The 20,454-nt window shown below is 58.4% G+C and carries 20 protein-coding genes; 10 read left to right on the top strand and 10 right to left on the bottom strand.

What is annotated here, in order from left to right:
- Window positions 1-39 precede the first annotated feature (39 nt).
- Window positions 40-1,521 (top strand): anthranilate synthase component I, encoded by a 1,482-nt coding sequence (gene trpE / locus ACWIKB_RS00100; RefSeq protein ID WP_475264830.1) that lies wholly within the window; start codon window positions 40-42, stop codon window positions 1,519-1,521.
- A 196-nt stretch (window positions 1,522-1,717) separates the two neighbouring features.
- Here trpE and estP read toward each other — a convergent pair whose 3' ends face one another.
- Complete coding sequence (estP, locus tag ACWIKB_RS00095; RefSeq protein ID WP_475264829.1) at window positions 1,718-3,628, bottom strand: esterase EstP; 1,911 nt, start codon at window positions 3,626-3,628, stop codon at window positions 1,718-1,720.
- A 407-nt stretch (window positions 3,629-4,035) separates the two neighbouring features.
- On the opposite strand from estP, the gene ACWIKB_RS00090 reads away from it, so the two are divergent.
- From ACWIKB_RS00090 to ACWIKB_RS00075, 4 genes are all read left to right on the top strand, one after another.
- The gene (locus ACWIKB_RS00090; RefSeq protein ID WP_007906885.1) at window positions 4,036-4,629 is read left to right on the top strand and encodes an aminodeoxychorismate/anthranilate synthase component II; all 594 of its coding nucleotides are present in this window, start codon (window positions 4,036-4,038) and stop codon (window positions 4,627-4,629) included.
- A 9-nt stretch (window positions 4,630-4,638) separates the two neighbouring features.
- Window positions 4,639-5,688 (top strand): anthranilate phosphoribosyltransferase, encoded by a 1,050-nt coding sequence (gene trpD, locus ACWIKB_RS00085; protein WP_054044121.1) that lies wholly within the window; start codon window positions 4,639-4,641, stop codon window positions 5,686-5,688.
- Window positions 5,685-6,521 carry an indole-3-glycerol phosphate synthase TrpC gene (gene trpC / locus ACWIKB_RS00080; protein WP_475264828.1) on the top strand — a complete coding sequence of 279 codons (837 nt, stop codon included), beginning with the start codon at window positions 5,685-5,687 and terminating at the stop codon, window positions 6,519-6,521. The genes trpD and trpC overlap by 4 nt, the downstream gene beginning before the upstream one ends.
- A 145-nt stretch (window positions 6,522-6,666) precedes the next feature.
- Window positions 6,667-7,368 carry a lipoate--protein ligase family protein gene (locus ACWIKB_RS00075; protein WP_475264827.1) on the top strand — a complete coding sequence of 234 codons (702 nt, stop codon included), beginning with the start codon at window positions 6,667-6,669 and terminating at the stop codon, window positions 7,366-7,368.
- Here ACWIKB_RS00075 and crp read toward each other — a convergent pair.
- A complete protein-coding gene (gene crp / locus ACWIKB_RS00070) occupies window positions 7,365-8,009 on the bottom strand; it encodes a cAMP-activated global transcriptional regulator CRP (RefSeq protein WP_054044118.1) in 645 nt (214 codons plus the stop codon). The two genes, ACWIKB_RS00075 and crp, sit on opposite strands and share 4 nt — an antisense overlap.
- A 247-nt stretch (window positions 8,010-8,256) precedes the next feature.
- On the opposite strand from crp, the gene ACWIKB_RS00065 reads away from it, so the two are divergent.
- Both ACWIKB_RS00065 and speD read left to right on the top strand, forming a co-directional pair.
- Window positions 8,257-8,679 (top strand): OsmC family protein, encoded by a 423-nt coding sequence (locus ACWIKB_RS00065; RefSeq protein ID WP_007941657.1) that lies wholly within the window; start codon window positions 8,257-8,259, stop codon window positions 8,677-8,679.
- A 239-nt stretch (window positions 8,680-8,918) separates the two neighbouring features.
- Window positions 8,919-9,713, top strand: coding sequence for an adenosylmethionine decarboxylase (gene speD, locus ACWIKB_RS00060; RefSeq protein WP_475264826.1), 795 nt, complete (start codon window positions 8,919-8,921; stop codon window positions 9,711-9,713).
- Window positions 9,714-9,875: 162 nt separating this feature from the next.
- On the opposite strand, the gene coq7 is transcribed toward speD, so the two are convergent.
- The 6 genes from coq7 to hemJ form a co-directional block, all read right to left on the bottom strand.
- The gene (gene coq7, locus ACWIKB_RS00055; RefSeq protein WP_475264825.1) at window positions 9,876-10,523 is read right to left on the bottom strand and encodes a 2-polyprenyl-3-methyl-6-methoxy-1,4-benzoquinone monooxygenase; all 648 of its coding nucleotides are present in this window, start codon (window positions 10,521-10,523) and stop codon (window positions 9,876-9,878) included.
- A 208-nt stretch (window positions 10,524-10,731) separates the two neighbouring features.
- Window positions 10,732-11,070, bottom strand: a complete 339-nt coding sequence (locus ACWIKB_RS00050) for a histidine triad nucleotide-binding protein (RefSeq protein ID WP_007947975.1) — start codon at window positions 11,068-11,070, stop codon at window positions 10,732-10,734.
- An 81-nt stretch (window positions 11,071-11,151) separates the two neighbouring features.
- Window positions 11,152-11,940 carry an SDR family NAD(P)-dependent oxidoreductase gene (locus ACWIKB_RS00045; RefSeq protein WP_475264824.1) on the bottom strand — a complete coding sequence of 263 codons (789 nt, stop codon included), beginning with the start codon at window positions 11,938-11,940 and terminating at the stop codon, window positions 11,152-11,154.
- Between the two features lie 62 nt (window positions 11,941-12,002).
- On the bottom strand, window positions 12,003-12,989 hold the full coding sequence (locus ACWIKB_RS00040) for a DUF805 domain-containing protein (protein WP_475264823.1): 987 nt from the start codon (window positions 12,987-12,989) through the stop codon (window positions 12,003-12,005).
- 92 nt (window positions 12,990-13,081) lie between these two features.
- Window positions 13,082-14,050: an NAD(P)H-dependent flavin oxidoreductase gene (locus ACWIKB_RS00035; protein ID WP_475264822.1), complete on the bottom strand. Its 969-nt coding sequence runs from the start codon at window positions 14,048-14,050 to the stop codon at window positions 13,082-13,084.
- A 34-nt stretch (window positions 14,051-14,084) separates the two neighbouring features.
- Window positions 14,085-14,513, bottom strand: coding sequence for a protoporphyrinogen oxidase HemJ (gene hemJ, locus ACWIKB_RS00030; RefSeq protein ID WP_475264821.1), 429 nt, complete (start codon window positions 14,511-14,513; stop codon window positions 14,085-14,087).
- Between the two features lie 135 nt (window positions 14,514-14,648).
- Here hemJ and argC point away from each other — a divergent pair, with 135 nt between their 5' ends.
- Entirely contained in the window at window positions 14,649-15,683 is a 1,035-nt protein-coding gene (argC, locus tag ACWIKB_RS00025) for an N-acetyl-gamma-glutamyl-phosphate reductase (protein ID WP_475264820.1), read from the top strand.
- 167 nt (window positions 15,684-15,850) lie between these two features.
- Complete coding sequence (gene erpA / locus ACWIKB_RS00020) at window positions 15,851-16,201, top strand: iron-sulfur cluster insertion protein ErpA (protein WP_007947969.1); 351 nt, start codon at window positions 15,851-15,853, stop codon at window positions 16,199-16,201.
- Window positions 16,202-16,268: 67 nt separating this feature from the next.
- Here erpA and ACWIKB_RS00015 read toward each other — a convergent pair whose 3' ends face one another.
- Both ACWIKB_RS00015 and ACWIKB_RS00010 read right to left on the bottom strand, forming a co-directional pair.
- Window positions 16,269-17,360 carry an anhydro-N-acetylmuramic acid kinase gene (locus tag ACWIKB_RS00015; protein WP_475264819.1) on the bottom strand — a complete coding sequence of 364 codons (1,092 nt, stop codon included), beginning with the start codon at window positions 17,358-17,360 and terminating at the stop codon, window positions 16,269-16,271.
- 3 nt (window positions 17,361-17,363) lie between these two features.
- Window positions 17,364-18,782: a peptidoglycan DD-metalloendopeptidase family protein gene (locus tag ACWIKB_RS00010; protein ID WP_475264818.1), complete on the bottom strand. Its 1,419-nt coding sequence runs from the start codon at window positions 18,780-18,782 to the stop codon at window positions 17,364-17,366.
- A 211-nt stretch (window positions 18,783-18,993) separates the two neighbouring features.
- Here ACWIKB_RS00010 and tyrS point away from each other — a divergent pair, with 211 nt between their 5' ends.
- Window positions 18,994-20,193, top strand: a complete 1,200-nt coding sequence (gene tyrS, locus ACWIKB_RS00005) for a tyrosine--tRNA ligase (protein WP_475264817.1) — start codon at window positions 18,994-18,996, stop codon at window positions 20,191-20,193.
- Window positions 20,194-20,454 lie beyond the last annotated feature (261 nt).

The following is a 20,454-nucleotide window of genomic DNA, read 5'->3' as shown; positions in this document are numbered from 1 at the left end:
ATACCTGACTGTTAGACCCTCAAGCCACGAGGCTACCCCATGATCCGCGAAGAATTCCTGCGTTTGGCCGCTGCCGGCTACAACCGTATCCCGATGGCCTGTGAAACCCTGGCCGACTTCGACACGCCGTTGTCGATCTACCTGAAACTGGCTGACCAGCCCAACTCCTACTTGCTGGAGTCGGTACAGGGCGGCGAGAAATGGGGCCGTTACTCGATCATCGGCCTGCCGTGCCGCACCGTGCTGCGGGTTCACGATCACCACATCAGCGTGACCCACGACGGCGTCGAGATCGAAAGCCACGAAGCCGAAGATCCGCTGGCCTTCGTCGAAGAATTCAAAGCCCGCTACAACGTCCCGACCATCCCCGGCCTGCCGCGCTTCAATGGCGGTCTGGTGGGTTACTTCGGTTATGACTGTGTGCGCTATGTGGAGAAGCGTCTGGGCAAGTGCCCGAACCCGGATCCGTTGGGCGTGCCGGACATTCTGTTGATGGTTTCCGACGCAGTGGTGGTGTTCGACAACCTCGCCGGCAAGATGCACGCGATTGTCCTGGCCGACCCTGCGCAGGCCGATGCCTTCGAGCAAGGCCAGGCTCGCCTGGAAGCGTTGCTGGAACAACTCCGTCAGCCGATCACGCCACGTCGCGGCCTGGATTTCAGCAAGCAACAATCCGCTGACCCGGTGTTCCGTTCGAGTTTCACCCAGGACGATTACGAAAAAGCTGTCGACACCATCAAGGAATACATCCTCGCCGGTGACTGCATGCAGGTCGTGCCGTCCCAGCGCATGTCGATCGACTTCAAGGCTGCGCCAATCGATCTGTACCGGGCGCTGCGCTGCTTCAACCCGACGCCTTACATGTACTTCTTCAACTTCGGCGACTTCCATGTCGTCGGCAGTTCGCCGGAAGTGCTGGTGCGGGTCGAAGACAACCTGATCACCGTGCGCCCGATTGCCGGCACCCGCCCCCGCGGGGCCAACGAAGAGGCCGATCTGGCGTTGGAGAAAGACTTGCTGTCGGACGACAAGGAGATTGCCGAGCACTTGATGCTCATCGATCTCGGTCGTAACGACACAGGCCGGGTCTCGGAAATCGGCTCGGTGAAGCTCACCGAGAAAATGGTCATCGAGCGTTATTCCAACGTGATGCACATCGTGTCCAACGTCACCGGGCAACTGAAGGCCGGGCTGACGGCGATGGATGCACTGCGAGCGATTCTGCCGGCGGGCACGTTGTCCGGCGCGCCGAAGATTCGTGCGATGGAAATCATCGACGAGCTGGAACCGGTCAAGCGTGGCGTCTACGGCGGTGCTGTCGGTTACTTTGCCTGGAACGGCAACATGGACACCGCGATTGCGATTCGCACCGCAGTGATCAAGGACGGCGAACTGCACGTGCAGGCCGGTGGCGGCATCGTCGCTGATTCGGTGCCGGCGCTGGAATGGGAAGAAACCCTGAACAAACGCCGCGCGATGTTCCGTGCCGTGGCATTGGCCGAGCAAACCCCGGACGCTTGAGTTCTGCTGCGAGCTTTTATTCCCACTGATTGCACTGATCCTGTGGGAGCGGGCTTGCTCGCGAAGGCGTCGTGTCAGGCGACATGTGTGCTGACTGACACTCCCTCTTCGCGAGCAAGCCCGCTCCCACAGGGATTTCACCAGCATAAAAAAACGCGGCGCCTGTGAGGGCGCCGCGTTTTTTATGGCCTGCGATTTAGAAGTCCAACGCCACTCCAACGTTAATGCCTTGCTGGGTAAAGTCATCATCCTTGCGAATGTCATAACTGGCCCGCAATGCCAAATCCCTGGTGAGGTTATGACTCACGCCCAAATTCAGGCGGTTCAGGTTGGTCTGCGGGGTATAGCCGGCCAGGGTGTAACGGTTGTTCGGCAGACTGTTGAGGTTCATGGTCACATCCTGGGTATCGTCGTTGTACTCGCGCTCGTGGGCCAGTTCACCAAACACCTGAGTCTGCGAAGTGATCTGGTACTTGCCCTGCAGGCCAATGCCAAGACGCCGGGAGATGCGCGACTGGTCATCGAACGTCAACGCGGTGGAGTCAGCGCCATCTTCTGAGTAACCATCGACTTCAACCTTGGCGAAATCAGCGCTGACAAACGGCGACAGGTGCCATGGGCTGGTTGCTTCTGGTGCGATGTCGTAACCCAGGCGACTGCTGAAGGCCAGTACATAGCCGTCGGTATCGCCTTTTTCCCCGCGTTCGTTGACCCCCAACTGGAATTTACGTTTGAGGCTATCGTAATCCAGATGCCCGGCGGTCACTGCCGCGTCACCCCACCAGCGGTTCTGCTGGTACTGGGCGAAAGCTGTACCCATATAAGTGTTGAGCTTGTAGTCCGAATCGTTATCGCCGGCTTCAAGTTTTTGATTGTAGAAACCAGCCGCCAGGCCAACGCGCCATGCGTCGTTCAGCCGGTAGCTGCCACCGATGTTCAGGTTGGCACCATTGCCGTCAGCACTGGCGCCACTGCGCTGGCTGTCGAAATCCTGGTGTTGGCCGCCGGCGGCGACAATCGCGCGCCATTGACCCACGCCTTGCCAGTTTTCCCAATCCGCCAGCCATTGGTTGCGCAACTCATCCTGATGCGAGCGCAACGTGCCCTGGGCCATTTGTGGCAACAGGGTTGCTTCCCATGGTGCGGACAGCAGCGAGTAGGCGTAATCGGCAATCAGGCGTTGCCCGGCCTCGGTCGGGTGCACCGAGTCGTTGTAGATCAGCTTGGTCGGGTCCGGGGTGGCGCTGTTGATCCCGTAGCGGGCGTTCTCGGTGCAACTGTTGCCGCTGAAGCAGGTGGCGCTCAGGTTCTGGTCAGTAGCCAGGCCGAACTGCCCCGGATTGGCAAACGTCTCTTTGAGCAGTACCGGAATGTTCAGCGGGATGATGTTGGCGTTGATGCCTTGCAGTTGGCTTACCAGTTCAGTGTTGAACTGGCTGCTGAGTTGGGAAGTGAAGGCTTGCAGCGGAGTGCCGTTGAACGCCGGGGTGAAACCGATATCCGGCAGCAACCAGACCATGACGTAACGTGCGCCGGCCTGTTGCAGGGTTTGTACGCTGCTGGCCAGGCGATCGGCGGCGGCGCTGGCTTGGGGCAGGCTGGTCACGCGGCCCTGAAGGAAATCGTTACCACCGCCCGAGAGGTAGTACAGCGCATTCGGGTCGGCGCGGAAGTTGTTCGACGGCAGATAGCCCGCACGGGTGCGTTCGCCCGTGGCGGAGGTGCTGGTGATCGAATCGAGAATCTGGTCGGTGCGATAACCGCCGACCGCCCAGTTGTTGCCATCGGGCAGGCCTTCGTTGGCACGTACCGCCGAGGAGGATGACGCTGTCTGGTCCGGCGTGAACCCCAGTTTTCCGCCCAGTATCTGAGTGGCGTTGAGCGAACGGACTTCACCGCTGCCATCCAGATAGACCGGGCCGGTGCGGTTGGTGAAGCGCTCGGTTGCCCCGGCAGGCCCACCGGTGTCGGCAAATGTCCCGGCATCGTTGAGGCTGTCGCCGAAGACGACGAAATTCGTGTAAGGATTGGGCGCCGCATTCGCCTGGGCGCAGGCCATGGCGAGCAGGCAACTGGCGAGCGGTACAAACAACGTCTGTTTGATCATGTGCAAGTCCGTTTATTTATTGTTGTAGTGAACGAAACGACAGTACCAAAAACTTCCGGCCTTTTGCCATCTGTCGCTAACCCTTCATTTGTTTCGCGAGCCTTCGCGTGCGCCATATTGCACGCTCTGCCCAGCTAAGTTACTGTGCCAAGACGTATGAATGAGACCTTTCCCGTGTTGATCATCAGCAAACTCCTGGATCAAGTCATCAAGGCACACGCCCGCTGGCGTTGGCGCGCCTGAATTCTTTTGCCGGCCTCGCCGGACCTGTACCGCTTTGCCTTCTTTACCTGTATGAAATGCCGCTTTGCTGGCGCCACTCCAGCACCTGACAAAGCGCAGCACACTGCGGGTAATCATTCGAAGGCTGTCTTAAAAGTCAGTGAATTCAAGAGGTTCCCCACGCCATGTTGCTGATGATCGATAACTACGACTCCTTTACCTACAACGTTGTGCAGTACCTTGGTGAGCTCGGCTCCCAGGTTAAAGTCGTGCGCAACGACGAACTCACCATTGCTGAAATCGAAGCCCTCAACCCTGAGCGCATCGTCGTGTCCCCCGGTCCTTGCACGCCGACCGAAGCCGGTATCTCCATCGAGGCGATCAAGCACTTCGCCGGCAAACTGCCGATCCTCGGCGTCTGCCTTGGCCACCAGTCCATCGGCCAGGCCTTTGGCGGTGATGTGGTGCGCGCCCGTCAGGTCATGCACGGTAAGACTAGTCCGGTATTCCACGAGGACAAGGGCGTTTTCGAAGGCCTGAACCGGCCGCTGACGGTCACTCGTTACCACTCGCTGATCGTCAAGCGCGAAACCCTGCCTGACTGCCTGGAGCTGACCGCCTGGACCCAGCTCGAAGACGGCTCGGTCGACGAGATCATGGGCCTGCGCCACAAGACGCTGAACATCGAGGGTGTGCAATTTCACCCTGAATCGATCCTCACCGAGCAGGGCCACGAGCTGTTCGCCAACTTCCTCAAACAAACCGGCGGCACGCGCTAAGGACTTTTCATGAACATCAAGACAGCCCTGGGCCGTATCGTCGATCACCTCGACCTCAGCACCGATGAAATGCGCGATGTGATGCGCGAAATCATGACCGGGCAATGCTCGGACGCGCAGATCGGCGCGTTCATGATGGCCATGCGCATGAAGAGCGAAAGCATCGACGAAATCGTCGGCGCCGTGTCGGTCATGCGTGAGCTGGCAGACAAGGTTGAGCTCAAGACCCTCGACGGCGTCGTTGATGTGGTTGGCACCGGCGGTGACGGTGCGAATATCTTCAACGTTTCGACCGCGTCTTCCTTCGTGGTCGCAGCGGCTGGTTGCACCGTGGCCAAACACGGTAACCGTGCAGTCTCGGGCAAGAGCGGCAGCGCCGATCTGCTGGAGGCGGCCGGGATCTACCTGAACCTGACGCCGGTCCAGGTGGCGCGCTGCATCGACAACGTCGGCATCGGTTTCATGTTTGCCCAGACTCACCACAGCGCCATGAAGTACGCCGCCGGCCCGCGCAAGGATCTTGGCCTGCGTACCCTGTTCAACATGCTCGGCCCGCTTACGAATCCGGCCGGCGTGAAACATCAGGTGGTGGGCGTGTTCACCCCGGCGCTGTGCCGGCCATTGGCCGAAGTCTTGCAGCGTCTGGGCAGCAAGCATGTGCTGGTGGTGCACTCGAAGGATGGCCTGGACGAATTCAGTCTGGCCGCGCCGACCTTTGTCGCGGAACTGAAGAATGACCAGATCACCGAGTATTGGGTCGAGCCGGAAGACCTGGGCATGAAGAGCCAGAGCCTGCACGGCCTGGCGGTCGACAGCCCGGCCGCTTCCCTCGAACTGATCCGCGATGCCCTGGGCAAGCGCAAGACCGAGAACGGCCAGAAAGCCGCCGAGATGATTGTGCTCAATGCCGGTGCCGCACTGTATGCCGCTGACCACGCAACAAGTTTGAAAGAGGGCGTTGCCCTGGCGCACGACGCGCTGCACACCGGCCTCGCTCGGGAGAAACTCGAGGAGCTGGGTGCGTTTACCGCGGTATTTCGAGTGGAGAATGAGGGATGAGTGTACCGACGGTTCTGGAAAACATTCTGGCTCGCAAGGTCCAGGAAGTTGCCGAGCGTAGCGCCCGTGTCAGCCTGGCCGAGCTGGAAAGCCTGGCCAAGGCAGCCGATGCCCCCCGTGGTTTTGCCAAGGCACTGATCGCCCAGGCCAAACTCAAGCAGCCGGCGGTGATTGCCGAGATCAAAAAAGCTTCGCCGAGCAAGGGCGTGATCCGCGAGAACTTCGTTCCCGCCGACATCGCCAAAAGCTACGAGAAGGGCGGCGCCACCTGCCTCTCGGTGCTCACCGATATCGACTACTTCCAGGGTGCCGATGCATATCTGCAGCAGGCTCGCGCGGCGTGCAAGCTGCCGGTGATCCGCAAGGATTTCATGATCGATCCATACCAGATCGTTGAAGCCCGAGCCTTGGGTGCTGACAGCGTACTGTTGATTGTCTCCGCACTGGACGACGTGAAAATGGCCGAACTGGCCGCCGTGGCGAAAAGCGTCGGCCTCGATGTGCTGGTCGAAGTCCACGACGGCAACGAGTTGGAGCGGGCCTTGAAAACCCTCGATACGCCATTGGTCGGCGTGAACAACCGCAACCTGCACACCTTCGACGTCAGCCTGGAAACCACCCTCGACCTGCTGCCGCGTATTCCTCGTGATCGCCTGGTGATTACCGAGAGTGGCATTTTCAACCGCGCCGATGTTGAGCTGATGGAAATCAGCGACGTGTACGCGTTCCTGGTTGGTGAAGCGTTCATGCGCGCAGAAAGCCCTGGGACTGAACTGCAGCGGTTGTTCTTCCCTGAGCGTGGTTCTGCTGTGAGTGGTTCTACACTCGACTGAACAAAGCATCGCGAGCAAGCTCGCTCCCACAGTGCCTGGTGGTGGACACAAAATGTGTGAGCACCCTTGATTAAATGTGGGAGCGAGCTTGCTCGCGATGACGGCATAAGACGCACCATAGACTTAACGTCCGACGGAATACCTTATGACCCTGATCACCTCGCTGACCACCGAAGCCGGCCTCCTCGCCGAACAGGATCTGCTGGCTTCCGTCTGCACCGGTAACTCAGAATTCAGCCTGCTGTTCTGGCAACCCAATGACCGCGCCTTGGTCATGCCGCGCCGCTTGAATCGCCTGCCTCAATTCGAATCCGCCTGCGAAGTATCGGCCGCCGCTGGCTGGCCAGTGCTGCTGCGCGAAACCGGCGGCGAGCCGGTTCCGCAATCGTCTTCAACCATCAACATCGCACTGGTCTACGCGCCGCCCCGCAGTGAAGGCGACCAGAATCGAATCGAAACCGCCTATCGCCGACTCTGCGACCCGATTTGTCAGCTGCTGGATGAACTCGGCGGCACTTCATCATTGGGCGAAGTCGAAGGAGCCTTCTGCGATGGTCGTTTCAACGTCAACCTTGACGGCCGCAAGATGGTTGGCACCGCCCAACGCTGGCGCCAGAGCAAGGGTGGCACGCGTCCGGTCGGGTTGGTGCACGGGGCCTTGTTGCTGGATAACGAACGGGAGTCGATGGTTGCGGCGGTTAACCGCTTCAATGAGGCGTGCGGCCTGGAACAACGGGTTCGCGCCGAAAGCCACATCGCCCTGCATGAAAAGTTCGCCGCACCGGATGCGCTGGAACGCCTCGACGCGCTGTACCGCCAGTTGCTGACGGAAATGTTCGAGGCTTAGCGCGTTCCGAAGACCACCATGGTCTTGCCTTTGACGTCCACCAGGTTGCGTTCTTCAAGATCCTTGAGCACGCGACCGACCATCTCCCGGGAACACCCGACAATCCGCCCGATTTCCTGACGGGTTACCTTGATCTGCATGCCATCCGGATGAGTCATGGCGTCCGGCTGCTTGCACAACTCCAGCAGGCAGCGGGCAACGCGACCGGTTACGTCAAAGAACGCCAGGTCGCCGACCTTGCGCGTGGTATTGCGCAGACGCTGTGCGATTTGTCCGCTGAGTACGTAAAGAATGTCTGGATCTTGCTGGGACAATTCACGGAATTTCGCGTAGCTGATTTCCGCGACTTCGCATTCGACCTTGGCCCGAACCCAGGCACTGCGTTCCTGTTCCAGGCCAGCCTGTTCAAACAACCCAAGCTCACCGAAGAAGTCCCCGGCATTCAGGTAGGAGATGATCATCTCGCGGCCATCGTCGTCCTCGATCAGGATGGTGACCGAGCCCTTGATGATGAAGAACAACGTGTCCGAGCGGTCGCCGGCACAGATGATGTTGCTTTTGGCCGCATAGCGACGGCGCTGGCAATGCATCAACAGTTTGTCGAGGTTCTTGATTTTGGGTGTGGGGGTAATAGCAACCATGGTTGTATCCCGAAAAGACTGCACGGTGTGTTTGATTTTTTTGTGGGAGCTGAAGCCTGCGATTTTTTCATTCGCTTGATAACTGGTCATGCGCCAGTGAATTGGCGCCAGCTTAACAGACACATTCCTACAAGATTTGAGAATTTACCTACGAGATTGGCACGCCAGTCCTAGGAAGGCGAGGCGCTGTCATTGCAGGGCCCTGTGCTAAGCTGGCGACCCTTTTTTAGACAGTGGAGTCTTGGCGATGAAGGCACGCATCCAATGGGCTGGCGAAGCCATGTTCCTCGGTGAATCCGGTAGCGGTCATGTCGTGGTCATGGATGGTCCGCCGGACGCCGGTGGCCGTAACCTGGGTGTACGCCCGATGGAAATGCTGCTGCTGGGTGTCGGCGGCTGCAGCAATTTCGATGTGGTCAGCATCCTCAAGAAGTCCCGCCAGGCCGTCGAGAGCTGCGAAGCTTTCCTTGAAGCCGAGCGCGCGACTGAAGATCCGAAGGTCTTCACCAAGATCCATATGCACTTCGTGGTCAAGGGCCGTGGCTTGAAAGAAGCCCAGGTCAAACGCGCGATCGAACTGTCCGCCGAGAAGTATTGCTCTGCCTCGATCATGCTCGGCGCAGCTGGCGTAGCTATTACGCACGACTACGAAATCATCGAACTCGGTTGATTCGACATTCAACTATCATAAAAGCAGTGCAGACTCTGGCGATCGATAGCTGACGTCTGCATAATGCGCCACTTTTTTCAGGGTCGTGGCCCGTCACCCGACAGGCCCCGCATCCGAACAGACAACCAAAATCGCCATCGCGAAGAGGTGTTAACCGTCCTACGCAGCTGCGTTGTTCGCATCTGACGGGCATGCTTGATCACGCGGCCCGGGCCGCAATACATAGAGAGTTTTTAACGGTGAAAAGCAAACTCAAGCTCCACGGGTTCAATAACCTGACAAAGACCTTGAGCTTCAACATCTATGACATCTGCTACGCGGAAACCCCGCAAGACCAGCAGGCTTACGTCGAGTACATCAATGAAGAGTACAACGCGAAGCGCCTGACGCAGATCCTCACAGAAGTTGTCGATATCATTGGTGCCAACATCCTGAACATCGCCAGTCAGGACTATGACCCACAGGGCGCCAGCGTCACGATTCTGATCTCTGAAGAGCCGGTAACCCCGACCGACAGCCAGATCGAAGAGTCCCCGGGCCCGTTGCCCGAGATTATCCTGGCCCACCTCGACAAGAGCCACATCACGGTGCACACCTACCCGGAAATCCATCCGGTGGACGGTATCGCGACGTTCCGTGTAGACATTGACGTGTCGACGTGTGGTGTCATTTCACCGCTTAAAGCACTCAACTTCCTGATTCACCAGTTCGATTCGGACATCGTGACCGTGGATTATCGCGTGCGCGGTTTCACCCGTGACGTTGAAGGCAAAAAGCACTTCATCGACCACGAAATCAATTCGATCCAGAACTACCTCTCCGAAGACACCCGCGACAGTTACCAGATGACTGATGTGAACGTGTATCAGGAAAACCTGTTCCACACCAAAATGCTGCTGAAGAACTTCGAACTGGATAACTACCTGTTCGGCGACGCCACCAACAGCCTGTCCACTGAGCAACGCGCCCAGGTGACCGACCGTGTGAAACACGAAATGCTGGAAATCTTCTACGCACGCAACATGCCGAGCTAAGATTTTCGAGCACAAAAAAAGGCGACTACCTCACGGCAGTCGCCTTTTTTATTGGTCTCGCAGAGCTCCTGTAGGAGCGAGGCTTGCCCGCGAAAGCGGTCGGTCATTCAACAATGATGTCGACTGACACTCCGCTTTCGCGAGCAAGCCCGCTCCCACAATTCAGATCCGATAAGTACTCTTGGTCATCACCTTGGCCAACAGACTCATCCCGAACTTCACCGGTGCAGGGAAGCGGAAACCCCCAGCCTCCAGCGCACTCTGCGCGTGATGTTCTTCATCAATGCGCATCTGCTCAAGAATCGCTCGGGACTTTTCGTCTTCCGCCGGCAGTTGCTCAAGGTGTTCGTTCAAGTGTTTACACACCTGATGCTCGGTAGCCGCAACGAAACCCAGGCTGACCTTGTCGCTGATCAACCCGGCCACAGCCCCGATCCCGAACGACATGCCATAAAACAGCGGATTCAGAATGCTGGTGTGGCTGCCCAACTGGTGGATGCGTTGTTCACACCAGACCAGGTGGTCGATTTCTTCTTCAGCGGCATGCTCCATGGCCGCGCGCACTTGCGGCAGCTTGGCGGTCAGGGCCTGGCCCTGATACAGCGCCTGGGCGCAGACTTCGCCGGTATGGTTGATGCGCATCAGGCCGGCGACGTGCCGGGTGTCTTCGTCGCTCATTTGCGTTTCCGGCTGCACGATGGCTGGCGACGGACGGTACGGCTGACCACTGAAAGGCAGCAGGGTACGCATCGCAGCATCGGCTTGCAGCAGAAGACGGTCAATCGGCGAGTAGTGACGTTGGGTAGTCATGCTGACCTCCGGGAGGAATCTCGGCGGCCAGTTTAACCGAATCGGCCGGGGAAGGTTTGCGCTGGGTCATTGGAGCACCGCGATCTGTAGGAGCAAGGCTTGCCCGCGAATGGAGTCAACGCGGTCACTCAGATAGACCGTGTTTTCGTTCTTCGCGGGCAAGTCGGGTCGCCGCACCGCCCGCTCCTACAAAGGGCAGGGCGGTGAATCAGCCCGGCGGCCAGTGCATCTGGCGTTGACCCAGTACGTGCATATGAATGTGATAGACAGTCTGCCCACCTTCTTCATTGCAGTTCATGACAACGCGGAAACCTTTTTCGCAACCCAGCTCCAGCGCCAGGCGTTGGGCCGTGAACAGAATGTGCCCGGCCAGAGCCTTGTCTTCTTCGGTCAGGTCATTGAGGGTGCGCACCGGTTTCTTCGGGATCACCAGAAAATGCACCGGTGCCTGTGGGGCGATGTCGTGGAAGGCCAGTACCTGGTCGTCCTCGTAAATGATCTTGGCCGGGATTTCCCGGTTGATGATCTTGGTGAACAGAGTATCCACAGCTGTTTTCTCCGTTGTTTAGGCTGGCCTGAGTGTACCCATGGGGTAGACCCGAGCCCAGCCATTTACCTTCAAGGGTATTCAGCGCGGGCAATAGGCCTTGTTGACCATGCCGGCGATTGTCCGGGTCAGCCATCGTGAGCCGAGTCGGGGCAGGAAGGCGAACCAGCGATTCAACCTTCCGGGAATAATGATGGCGCGATTTTTTGCCAAGGCCCGCACGGTGTACAGCGCGACTTCTTCCGGGCTCATCAGCAGCCGGCTGTCAGTCACTTTTGCGGTGTCCAGTTGCGCCGTGTGGAAAAACGCGGTGCGGGTTGGCCCTGGGCAGAGCACCGACACCTTCACCGCGCATTTCTTCAACTCGACGCGCAGGCCCTCGGAAAAGTGCAGCACATAAGCCTTGCTCGCGTAGTAAGTGCTCATCCACGGGCCGGGATGGAATGCCGCCACCGAGGCCACATTCAAAATCTGCCCGCCACCCTGCAAGGCCATGCTGTTGCCGATGGCGTGACACAAGCGGGTGAGGGCAAGGATGTTCACCTCGATCAGGTCTTGCTCGGTCATCCAGTCCTGGGCCAGAAAAGGGCCGCAGGTGCCAATACCGGCGCAATTCACCAGCAGGTCGATCTGTCGGTCACCTTCCTCCAGTTCCAGCAGAAACCCGGACAGCCTTAACGGCTCGCCCAGATCGCAGGCGCGGAATAACACCTCAACGCCAAAACGTTGAGTCAGTTCAATCGCAATACTTTCCAGCTGATCACGTTGTCGGGCCACCAGAATCAAGCTGTGGCCGCGCCGGGCCAGCGCTTCGGCCATCGCAAGGCCGATGCCGCTGGAAGCGCCAGTGATCAGAGCGTAACGGGTCATGCAGTTCTCCATCGCAACAGCTCCGCGCCGGCGACGCAGGTGTCACGGGCGGGGAGCGCTGTTCATTCTTTCGCAGAGTCTACAGGGGGCTGGGCTTCTTCGGCTGCTTCAGCTGCATCGTCGGCTGCATTTGGTGCTTGTTCAGCCTCGTCTGCCGGCTCTGCTTCGACTTCGTCGGTGGTGACCGAGCCGCTGTCGTAACTGGTTTCGGCGGCGTTTTCGTACTCTTGCTGGATGGCCGTGATGCCGCCGGCTAGCGCCCCGATGAGGAGGATCGCAATAAAAGCGACCCAGAGCGAAGACAGTACCTTGACCGCCGTGCTGTTCGGCGGCGGTGGTGCGCCGTACTGATTGGCGGTGGGGTTACCCGGAACCGCCATGATCACGAACGGGAAGACGCTGCCCACGAACGGCACAAGGTTCAGGAGCCACAGCCACCCGGACCAACCGCAGTCATGCAGGCGCTGGACACTGAACTGAATACTGACGAACCCCAGCGCCACCAGGAGAATAAAGGCTACCAGACCGCCAAGAATCAGGCCGGCGGTCGAGTCTGCGCTGAGCAAAGCGAGGCCGAAAACGGCAAGCACGATGCCCGCAGCCAGCGTTACCAGGGTCAGGGCCATCGTCCAGGCCAGAAAACGCAAGCGGCCGATACGCCCCTCGAAGCTAAACGGCTTAAGGGTGGCGAATGCCGGCAAGGCTTCACCGACAGTTGCCCGTGGCGGGGCATACGGCGATTGAGGGTCTGCCGATATCGTTTGGTAATTGGAGAGGGGATGTTCGTGAACGTCGGCAAGGTTCAGCTCGATCGATGGCTCGGCTTCGATTCGCGCATCGATGCCGGTTTTCGTCAGCGCCTGGAGATAGGATTGCGCGTCAAGCTGCGACAGGTCGCGTTTGAGCGTAACCGTTCGGCCACTGAAGAGTCGTTCGATGGCGGCAACGTCACTTTTGAACAGTTCTGCGAGATTGAGTTTGGCGGTAGTGACGTCAACACCTGGCAGAAGAGCGCCGTCGAAGACGATCTTGAAACGGTTTTCGCTCATGTCCGAGGCATCCTTGTCGCGCAGGGTTGGAAAAGGGGTGTTGCGGTCGAGCAGTGTAAGGCCAGCCGAGAGTGGCTGGCCAAGTTTTACAGTCAGCGCGGCCAGCGTTTGGGTAACTGCGCCGCCAGTTCCAGCGCATTGCGGTACTCAGCATCCAACCGTGCGACCAATTGATCGACACTCGGCAGGTCATCGATTTCCCCAACACCCTGACCGGCAGACCACACGGTTTTCCAGGCTTTGGCTTCATCGCTTATAGGCTTGAGTTTGGAGCCGAAGTTCACTTCGCCTTTGCCTTGCAACGCGGCCATGTCGAAACCGGCCGCCTCCAGGCTCTGGCGCATGAAGCTCGCCGGTACGCCCGACACCGCTGGAGTATGCACGATGTCTGCGGCTCGGGAAGTCAGCAACATCTCTTTGTAGGCGTCAGGCGCATGACTTTCCGTGGTGCCGATAAATCGCGTACCGAAGTAGGCCAAATCCGCGCCGAGCAATTGCGCGGCGAGAATCTCGTGGCCGTGGTTCAGGCAGCCGGCCAGCAGCAAGGTTTTGTCGAAGAACTGGCGGATCTCGGCGATCAGTGAGAATGGGCTCCAGGTCCCGGCGTGCCCACCGGCACCAGCGGCCACGGCGATCAAACCGTCGACGCCCGCTTCGGCAGCTTTCTCGGCGTGACGACGCGTCGTCACGTCATGAAACACCAGGCCGCCATAACTGTGTACAGCATCGACCACTTCTTTCACGGTGCCGAGGCTGGTGATCACGATCGGCACTTTGTGCTCGATGCAAATCGCAAGGTCTGCCTGCAGTCGTGGGTTGGTGTTGTGGACGATCAGGTTCACCGCGTAGGGCGCCGGGTTATCCAGCGTCGCGAGGCCTGCTTCGATCTCTTCCAGCCAGGCCTTGAAGCCGCTGCTCTCGCGCTGGTTCAACGCAGGAAAGCTGCCCACGACACCATTTCGGCAGCAGGCCAGCACCAATTGAGGATTGGAAATCAGGAACATCGGCGCTGCCACTACGGGCAGACGCAGACGTTGTTCGAGCAGAGCGGGCAGCGACATTGGAAGTACCCCGATAAAGTGTGGCGTATTGGATTTAGAACGGCCGAACCACGACCAGAATTACGATTGCCAGCAATATCAGAACCGGCACTTCATTGAACCAGCGATAAAAGACATGGCTGCGGGTGTTTTCGCCACGGGCAAAACGTTTTACCTGGGCGCCACACATGTGGTGGTAACCGATCAGGATCACGACGAGGGTCAACTTGGCGTGGATCCACGCACCCTGGCTGAAGATACTCAGGTTGAGATAGATCAGTGCGATGCCGAAGATCAGGGTGGCGATCATCGCCGGCCCCATGATGCCCCGGTACAACTTGCGCTCCATGATGCTGAAGCGTTCCTTGCTGACGGTGTCTTCGCTTTGCGCGTGATAAACGAACAGGCGCGGCAGATAAAACAGGCCGGCAAACCAGCAGACCATGCTGACGATATGAAGCGCTTTGAGCCACAGATAAAGCATTTTTAGTTATTCCCAGGTTCACGGTAGCCCGAATAGTAGAGGCTTGAGCCGCCGCACGTCACCTTGGCGGTTGTCGCAGGCGCGCGCGGCCCCTATTATCGACGGCTTTCCAGTGGGTTCGTTGAGGGCAGGTTTATGGTCAAGGTCGGTATCGTCGGCGGCACGGGTTACACAGGTGTCGAACTGCTGCGTCTGTTGGCGCAGCATCCGCAAGCTGAAGTGGTAGTGATCACTTCCCGATCCGAGGCCGGTCTGGCCGTGGCTGACATGTACCCGAACCTGCGAGGCCACTACGACGGCCTGGCGTTCAGCGTTCCGGACATCAAGACCCTGGGCGCCTGCGACGTGGTGTTCTTCGCCACGCCTCACGGTGTTGCTCACGCCCTGGCCGGTGAACTGCTGGCTGCCGGGACCAAGGTCATCGACCTGTCGGCAGACTTCCGCCTGCAAGACGCCGATGAGTGGGCCAAGTGGTACGGTCAGCCGCACGGTGCGCCGGAGTTGCTGGAAGAGGCGGTTTACGGCCTGCCGGAAGTCAATCGCGAGCAGATCAAGCAAGCGCGCCTGATCGCCGTGCCGGGTTGCTATCCGACCGCTACGCAATTGGGTTTCCTGCCGTTGCTCGAAGCGGGCCTGGCGGACACTTCCCGTCTGATCGCTGACTGCAAATCCGGTGTCAGCGGTGCTGGCCGTGGTGCGGCCGTAGGTTCGCTGTACTCCGAGACGTCGGAAAGCATGAAGGCTTACGCCGTCAAAGGTCACCGTCATCTTCCGGAAATTCGCCAGGGGCTTCGTCGCGCTTCGGGCAAGGACGTCGGCCTGACCTTCGTTCCGCACCTGACGCCGATGATTCGCGGCATTCACTCGACGCTGTACGCGACCGTCGTCGATCGCTCGGTGGATCTGCAGGTGCTGTTTGAAAAGCGTTATGCCAACGAACCGTTCGTCGATGTGATGCCGGCTGGCAGCCATCCGGAAACCCGCAGCGTACGCGGTGCCAACGTTTGCCGTATTGCCGTGCATCGTCCGCAAGATGGTGATCTGGTGGTGGTGTTGTCGGTGATCGATAACCTGGTCAAAGGCGCGTCGGGCCAGGCAGTGCAGAACCTGAACATCCTGTTCGGCCTGGATGAACGTCTGGGTCTGTCCCATGCGGGCATGCTGCCGTAAGGCTTTAACCCGTTCGGCAAAAAGGCCCTTGGAAGGGCCTTTTTGCATTTCGTGCTGGCAATGGGTTCGATTGATATACCGTAACAATAGTTGACCAATTTTCTAGGAGAAGCGGATAATGCCCGTCATCACGCATTATGGCGGCGTAACGCCGGGAGATAGTTAGCATGAGCGTCGAATCCTTCACCCCCACGGCTTTGCAATTCACCCACGGTGCCGCGCACAAGGTGAAGAGCCTGGTCGATGAAGAGGGGAATGATCGCTTGAAGCTGCGCGTATTCGTTACGGGCGGTGGTTGTTCAGGTTTCCAGTACGGCTTCACCTTCGATGAAGAAGTGGCCGATGACGACACCATCGTCGAGCGCGAAGGCGTGAGTCTGGTGGTTGATCCGATGAGCTTCCAATACCTGGCGGGTGCCGAGGTGGATTATCAGGAAGGTCTGGAAGGTTCGCGTTTCGTCATCAAGAATCCGAACGCCAGCACGACCTGTGGTTGCGGCTCTTCGTTCTCGATCTGATCGCGCATCACCGAATTACAAAGCGCCGCAGGGCTTCACAGTCCTGCGGCGTTTTGCTGTCCGGGATTCAAACGGGATAGATGGCGCCGAGCACGCGCAAGCCGCGAGCGCCGGTGACGCTCGGGCGGTTGGCAGCGATGCCCTCGAGGCAGCAATGAGCCAGCCAGGCGAAGGCCATCGCTTCTACCCAGTCCGGGTCTACGCCGTATGCCTTCGTGCTGCTGACGTTGGTGTTTGGCAGCAGACTCGCCAAACGGGCCATCAGCGTAGCGTTGTGCGCGCCACCACCGCAGACCAGCAATTCTCGGGTATCTGATTGCGCGCTTTGCAATGACTCGATGATGGTCAGGGCGGTCAGTTCGAGCAGAGTCGCCTGTACGTCTTCAGCCGCGAAGCCGGGTAAGTGCGACAGGTGCTGCGTTAGCCACGGAAGGTTGAATACTTCGCGGCCGGTGCTCTTTGGGCCTTTGGTCACGAAAAATGGGTCGCTGAGCAACTCGCTCAACAAGGCCGGCTCAACCTTGCCGCTGGCCGCCCATTGGCCGTCGCGATCGAAATTGTCGCCTCGCTGCTGGTGAATCCAGGCATCCAGCAGCACATTCCCCGGGCCGCAGTCGAATCCGGCTACAGGCTTGCCTGGCTCGATCAGGCTGAGGTTGCTGAAACCGCCAACGTTAAGTACCGCACGATTACCCGGTCGCTCTTCGAACAAGGCTTCGTGAAAAGCTGGAACCAGTGGCGCGCCCTGGCCGCCGGCAGCTACGTCGCGGCTGCGGAAGTCACTGACCACGCTGATGCCGGTCAGCTCGGTCAGCAGCGCCGGGTTACCGATTTGCACGGTGAAGCCGCGTGCCGGTTCGTGGCGAATGGTCTGGCCGTGGCTGCCAATCGCGCGAATGTCTTCGGGTTTCAGGTTTTGTTGGTCGAGGAGGGCGTGGATGCCCTGTGCGGCCAGTTTCACCCAGTTTTGTTGGGCGATGGCGGAGCGGGCAATCTCATCCGGGCCGCTGGCGCACAAGCCAAGCAGCTCGGCGCGCAGGGATTCAGGCATGGGGATGTAGTGCGTGGCGATCAACTTGATCGCCGGGGCTTGCTCGATCAGCGCAATGTCCAGTCCATCAAGACTGGTTCCGGACATCACACCTATATAGAGCGCCATGGCTTAGCGTTTGCTCGAGGCCAGCATGGTGGCCTTCTCTTGGTCCATCCGCGCCATCAGCGGCTGACTTTGCGCAAGGAAACGTGCGCGCTCGGCCTTGGCGATCGGATCAGCCATTGGCAGTTTCTGGCCCAGTGGGTCGACGTGGACGCCATTGACCTGGAATTCATAGTGCAAGTGCGGTCCGGTGGACAGGCCGGTGGTACCAATGTAACCAATCACCTGGCCTTGCTTGACGTTACCGCCAGTCTGAACACCTTTGGCGAAACCCTGCATGTGGCCATACAGCGTACGGTAGGTGTTGCCGTGCTGGATGATAATGGTGTTGCCGTAACCGCCGCGGCGACCGGCCAAAAGTACTTTGCCGTCACCGGTAGCCTTGATTGGCGTACCGCGTGGTGCCGCGTAATCGACGCCTTTGTGGGCGCGGATCTTGTTCAGGATCGGATGCTTGCGGCCCATGGAGAATTTCGAGCTGATACGGGCGAAGTCCACCGGGGTACGGATGAACGCCTTGCGCATGCTGTTGCCATCAGCGGTGTAATAGCTGCTATTGCCTTGTTTATTGGTGTAACGCACGGCGGTGTAGGTCTTGCCGCGGTTGGTGAAGCGGGCGGAAAGGATTGGGCCATTGCCGACAGCCTTACCGTTGACGACCTTCTGCTCGTAGATCACGTCGAACTCGTCACCTTGGCGAATATCCTGGGCGAAGTCGACGTCGTAACCAAATACGCTGGCCATGTCCATCGTCAGGCTGTGGGACAGGCCGGCGCGAGCGGCGGACTGCGACAGCGAGCTGTTGATCACGCCATGAACATAGGCGGAGCGCACGGTCGGTTTGGCGGTAATTCGGTTGAATACATAACCCTTGCTGTTCCTGGTCAGGGTGATGCTTTCTAGGTCGCTGACCTTGCTGTGCAGGTTAGTCAGTTGGCCTTCAGGGTTCAGTTCGAATTCGAGCTTCTGGCCGTGCTTGAGCTGGCTGAACTGCTTGGCCTGCTTGTCGCTGGCGAGGATTTCGTGCACTGACGCGGCTGGCAGGCCGACTTTTTCGAACAGGGTGGAGAGCGTGTCGCCTTTGCCAACGATTACTTCTTTGTGGTTGGGGCCTTTCTTCGGTTCAACCACCGGCGCAGGTGCGGCCTGGGCGGTTTCCTTGGTGTCTTCGGCGCTGTCTTCGATCTGTGCGAAAGGGGAAGCTGCTGGCTCATTTGTGGCTTGGACGGCTTCGGCAGCGTCTTGATCTTGTGTCAGTTGTTCAGCAGGACTCTCCAGTTCAAGGCTCAGGGTCGTCTTTTTGGCTTCAACATCACTGGAAGGGAATACCAGGAGCGCCAGGCTGAGAAGGGCGGCGATGCCACTTGCGGCAAGCAGGTGGGTCTTCGGGTAAAGCGGGGGCGCTTTAGACGGTTCTGTGGTCATAGGTAATTTTTGACTTTGAAAAGATGAATTGGAAAAGATGAATGACATGATGAAGATGAAATAACTGTATAAAATATAACCAAATCATCTCTGAAGCAAGCCTGCGGATGCTCTGTTCGTGGATTGGCGTGCGTGCGCCGGGCAAAACTTGTATTTGGTGCGCGATCTTGTATGGTTGGTTCCCTTTGAATCTGAGCCTTGCGGGTCTGTTATGAAGTCGGTTGAAGAGCAGCTAGCGCTGATTAAACGTGGTGCGGAAGAACTGTTGGTCGAGTCCGAGCTGATCGAAAAGCTCAAGCGTGGCCAGCCGCTACGTATTAAGGCAGGCTTCGATCCGACTGCGCCGGATTTGCACCTGGGTCACACGGTGCTTATTAATAAGCTGCGCCAGTTCCAGGAATTGGGGCACCAGGTGATCTTCCTTATAGGGGACTTCACCGGGATGATCGGTGATCCGAGTGGCAAGAGTGCTACCCGTCCTCCGCTGACCCGTGAGCAGGTTCTCGAGAATGCCGAGACCTACAAGACTCAAGTCTTCAAGATTCTGGATCCGGCCAAAACCGAGGTGGCGTTCAACTCCACCTGGATGGACCAGATGGGGCCGGCCGATTTCATTCGCCTGACCTCGCAATACACCGTGGCTCGCATGCTCGAGCGCGATGATTTCGATAAGCGCTACACCACCAACCAGCCCATCGCCATTCATGAGTTCCTCTATCCGCTGGTTCAGGGTTATGACTCGGTTGCCTTGCGCGCGGATGTCGAGTTGGGCGGCACGGATCAGAAGTTCAACCTGTTGATGGGGCGTGAGCTACAACGTGGTTATGGTCAGGAGCCACAGTGCATTCTGACCATGCCGTTGCTCGAAGGTCTGGATGGTGTGAAGAAGATGTCCAAGTCGCTGGGCAACTACGTCGGCATCCAGGAAGCGCCGGGTGTTATGTATAGCAAGCTGGTTTCCATTCCGGATGCGCTGATGTGGCGCTATTTCGAGTTGCTCAGCTTCCGCTCCATGGATGAGATCAATGCATTCCGGGCTGATGTCGAGGCGGGTGCCAATCCGCGGGACATCAAGATCAAGCTGGCTGAAGAGATCGTTGCGCGTTTCCATGGTGAAGAGGCTGCGGCCAATGCCCACCGTGCGGCGGGTAACCGTATGAAAGAAGGCGAGCTGCCGGATGATCTGCCAGAGATCGAATTGATCGCTGCCGAAGATATGCCGATCGCTGCTGTCCTTAATAAGGCGGGTCTGGTGAAGAACTCGGCCGTGGCGCGGGATCTCCTGAATTCGGGTGGTGTGCGTATAGATGGCGAGGTTGTCGATCGCACCTTTATATACGTACTGGGCACGACCCATGTTTGCCAGGCCGGAAAGAAGGCATTTGCGCGTATTACGCTCAAATCCGAATAAACCTGAAATCAGGGGTTGACGGCAGATTCTGGAAGTCTATAATTCGCCCCACTTCCGGCGCAGTCGAAACGGAAAACTCCTTGGTAAACAAAGAGTTACGCAGGTTTCGGCAGCAGGTTGCTTCAGTTCATCGAAGCCCGAAAGGAGTTGAAAAAGAGGTGTTGACAGCAGCGAGTAACGCTGTAGAATTCGCCTCCCGCTAACGAGAGATCGAAAGCGCAAGTGGTTGAAGTTGCAGAGGAAACTTTGAAAACTTCTGAA

Source organism: Pseudomonas sp. 5Vm1k, assembly GCF_056161485.1.
This window is presented reverse-complemented; position numbering and strand designations above follow the sequence as displayed.

Excerpts from the sequence above, each read along its gene's own strand:
- coq7 (WP_475264825.1), bottom strand. The coding sequence starts at position 10,523 with ATGACTACCCAACGTCACTACTCGCCGATTGACCGTCTTCTGCTGCAA.
- ACWIKB_RS00065 (WP_007941657.1), top strand. The coding sequence starts at position 8,257 with ATGAAGGCACGCATCCAATGGGCTGGCGAAGCCATGTTCCTCGGTGAA.
- estP (WP_475264829.1), bottom strand. The coding sequence starts at position 3,628 with ATGATCAAACAGACGTTGTTTGTACCGCTCGCCAGTTGCCTGCTCGCC.
- ACWIKB_RS00035 (WP_475264822.1), bottom strand. The coding sequence starts at position 14,050 with ATGTCGCTGCCCGCTCTGCTCGAACAACGTCTGCGTCTGCCCGTAGTG.
- ACWIKB_RS00040 (WP_475264823.1), bottom strand. The coding sequence starts at position 12,989 with ATGAGCGAAAACCGTTTCAAGATCGTCTTCGACGGCGCTCTTCTGCCA.
- hemJ (WP_475264821.1), bottom strand. The coding sequence starts at position 14,513 with ATGCTTTATCTGTGGCTCAAAGCGCTTCATATCGTCAGCATGGTCTGC.
- ACWIKB_RS00045 (WP_475264824.1), bottom strand. The coding sequence starts at position 11,940 with ATGACCCGTTACGCTCTGATCACTGGCGCTTCCAGCGGCATCGGCCTT.
- trpD (WP_054044121.1), top strand. The coding sequence starts at position 4,639 with ATGAACATCAAGACAGCCCTGGGCCGTATCGTCGATCACCTCGACCTC.
- trpE (WP_475264830.1), top strand. The coding sequence starts at position 40 with ATGATCCGCGAAGAATTCCTGCGTTTGGCCGCTGCCGGCTACAACCGT.
- ACWIKB_RS00090 (WP_007906885.1), top strand. The coding sequence starts at position 4,036 with ATGTTGCTGATGATCGATAACTACGACTCCTTTACCTACAACGTTGTG.
- trpC (WP_475264828.1), top strand. The coding sequence starts at position 5,685 with ATGAGTGTACCGACGGTTCTGGAAAACATTCTGGCTCGCAAGGTCCAG.
- argC (WP_475264820.1), top strand. The coding sequence starts at position 14,649 with ATGGTCAAGGTCGGTATCGTCGGCGGCACGGGTTACACAGGTGTCGAA.
- erpA (WP_007947969.1), top strand. The coding sequence starts at position 15,851 with ATGAGCGTCGAATCCTTCACCCCCACGGCTTTGCAATTCACCCACGGT.
- tyrS (WP_475264817.1), top strand. The coding sequence starts at position 18,994 with ATGAAGTCGGTTGAAGAGCAGCTAGCGCTGATTAAACGTGGTGCGGAA.
- ACWIKB_RS00010 (WP_475264818.1), bottom strand. The coding sequence starts at position 18,782 with ATGACCACAGAACCGTCTAAAGCGCCCCCGCTTTACCCGAAGACCCAC.
- crp (WP_054044118.1), bottom strand. The coding sequence starts at position 8,009 with ATGGTTGCTATTACCCCCACACCCAAAATCAAGAACCTCGACAAACTG.
- ACWIKB_RS00075 (WP_475264827.1), top strand. The coding sequence starts at position 6,667 with ATGACCCTGATCACCTCGCTGACCACCGAAGCCGGCCTCCTCGCCGAA.
- ACWIKB_RS00015 (WP_475264819.1), bottom strand. The coding sequence starts at position 17,360 with ATGGCGCTCTATATAGGTGTGATGTCCGGAACCAGTCTTGATGGACTG.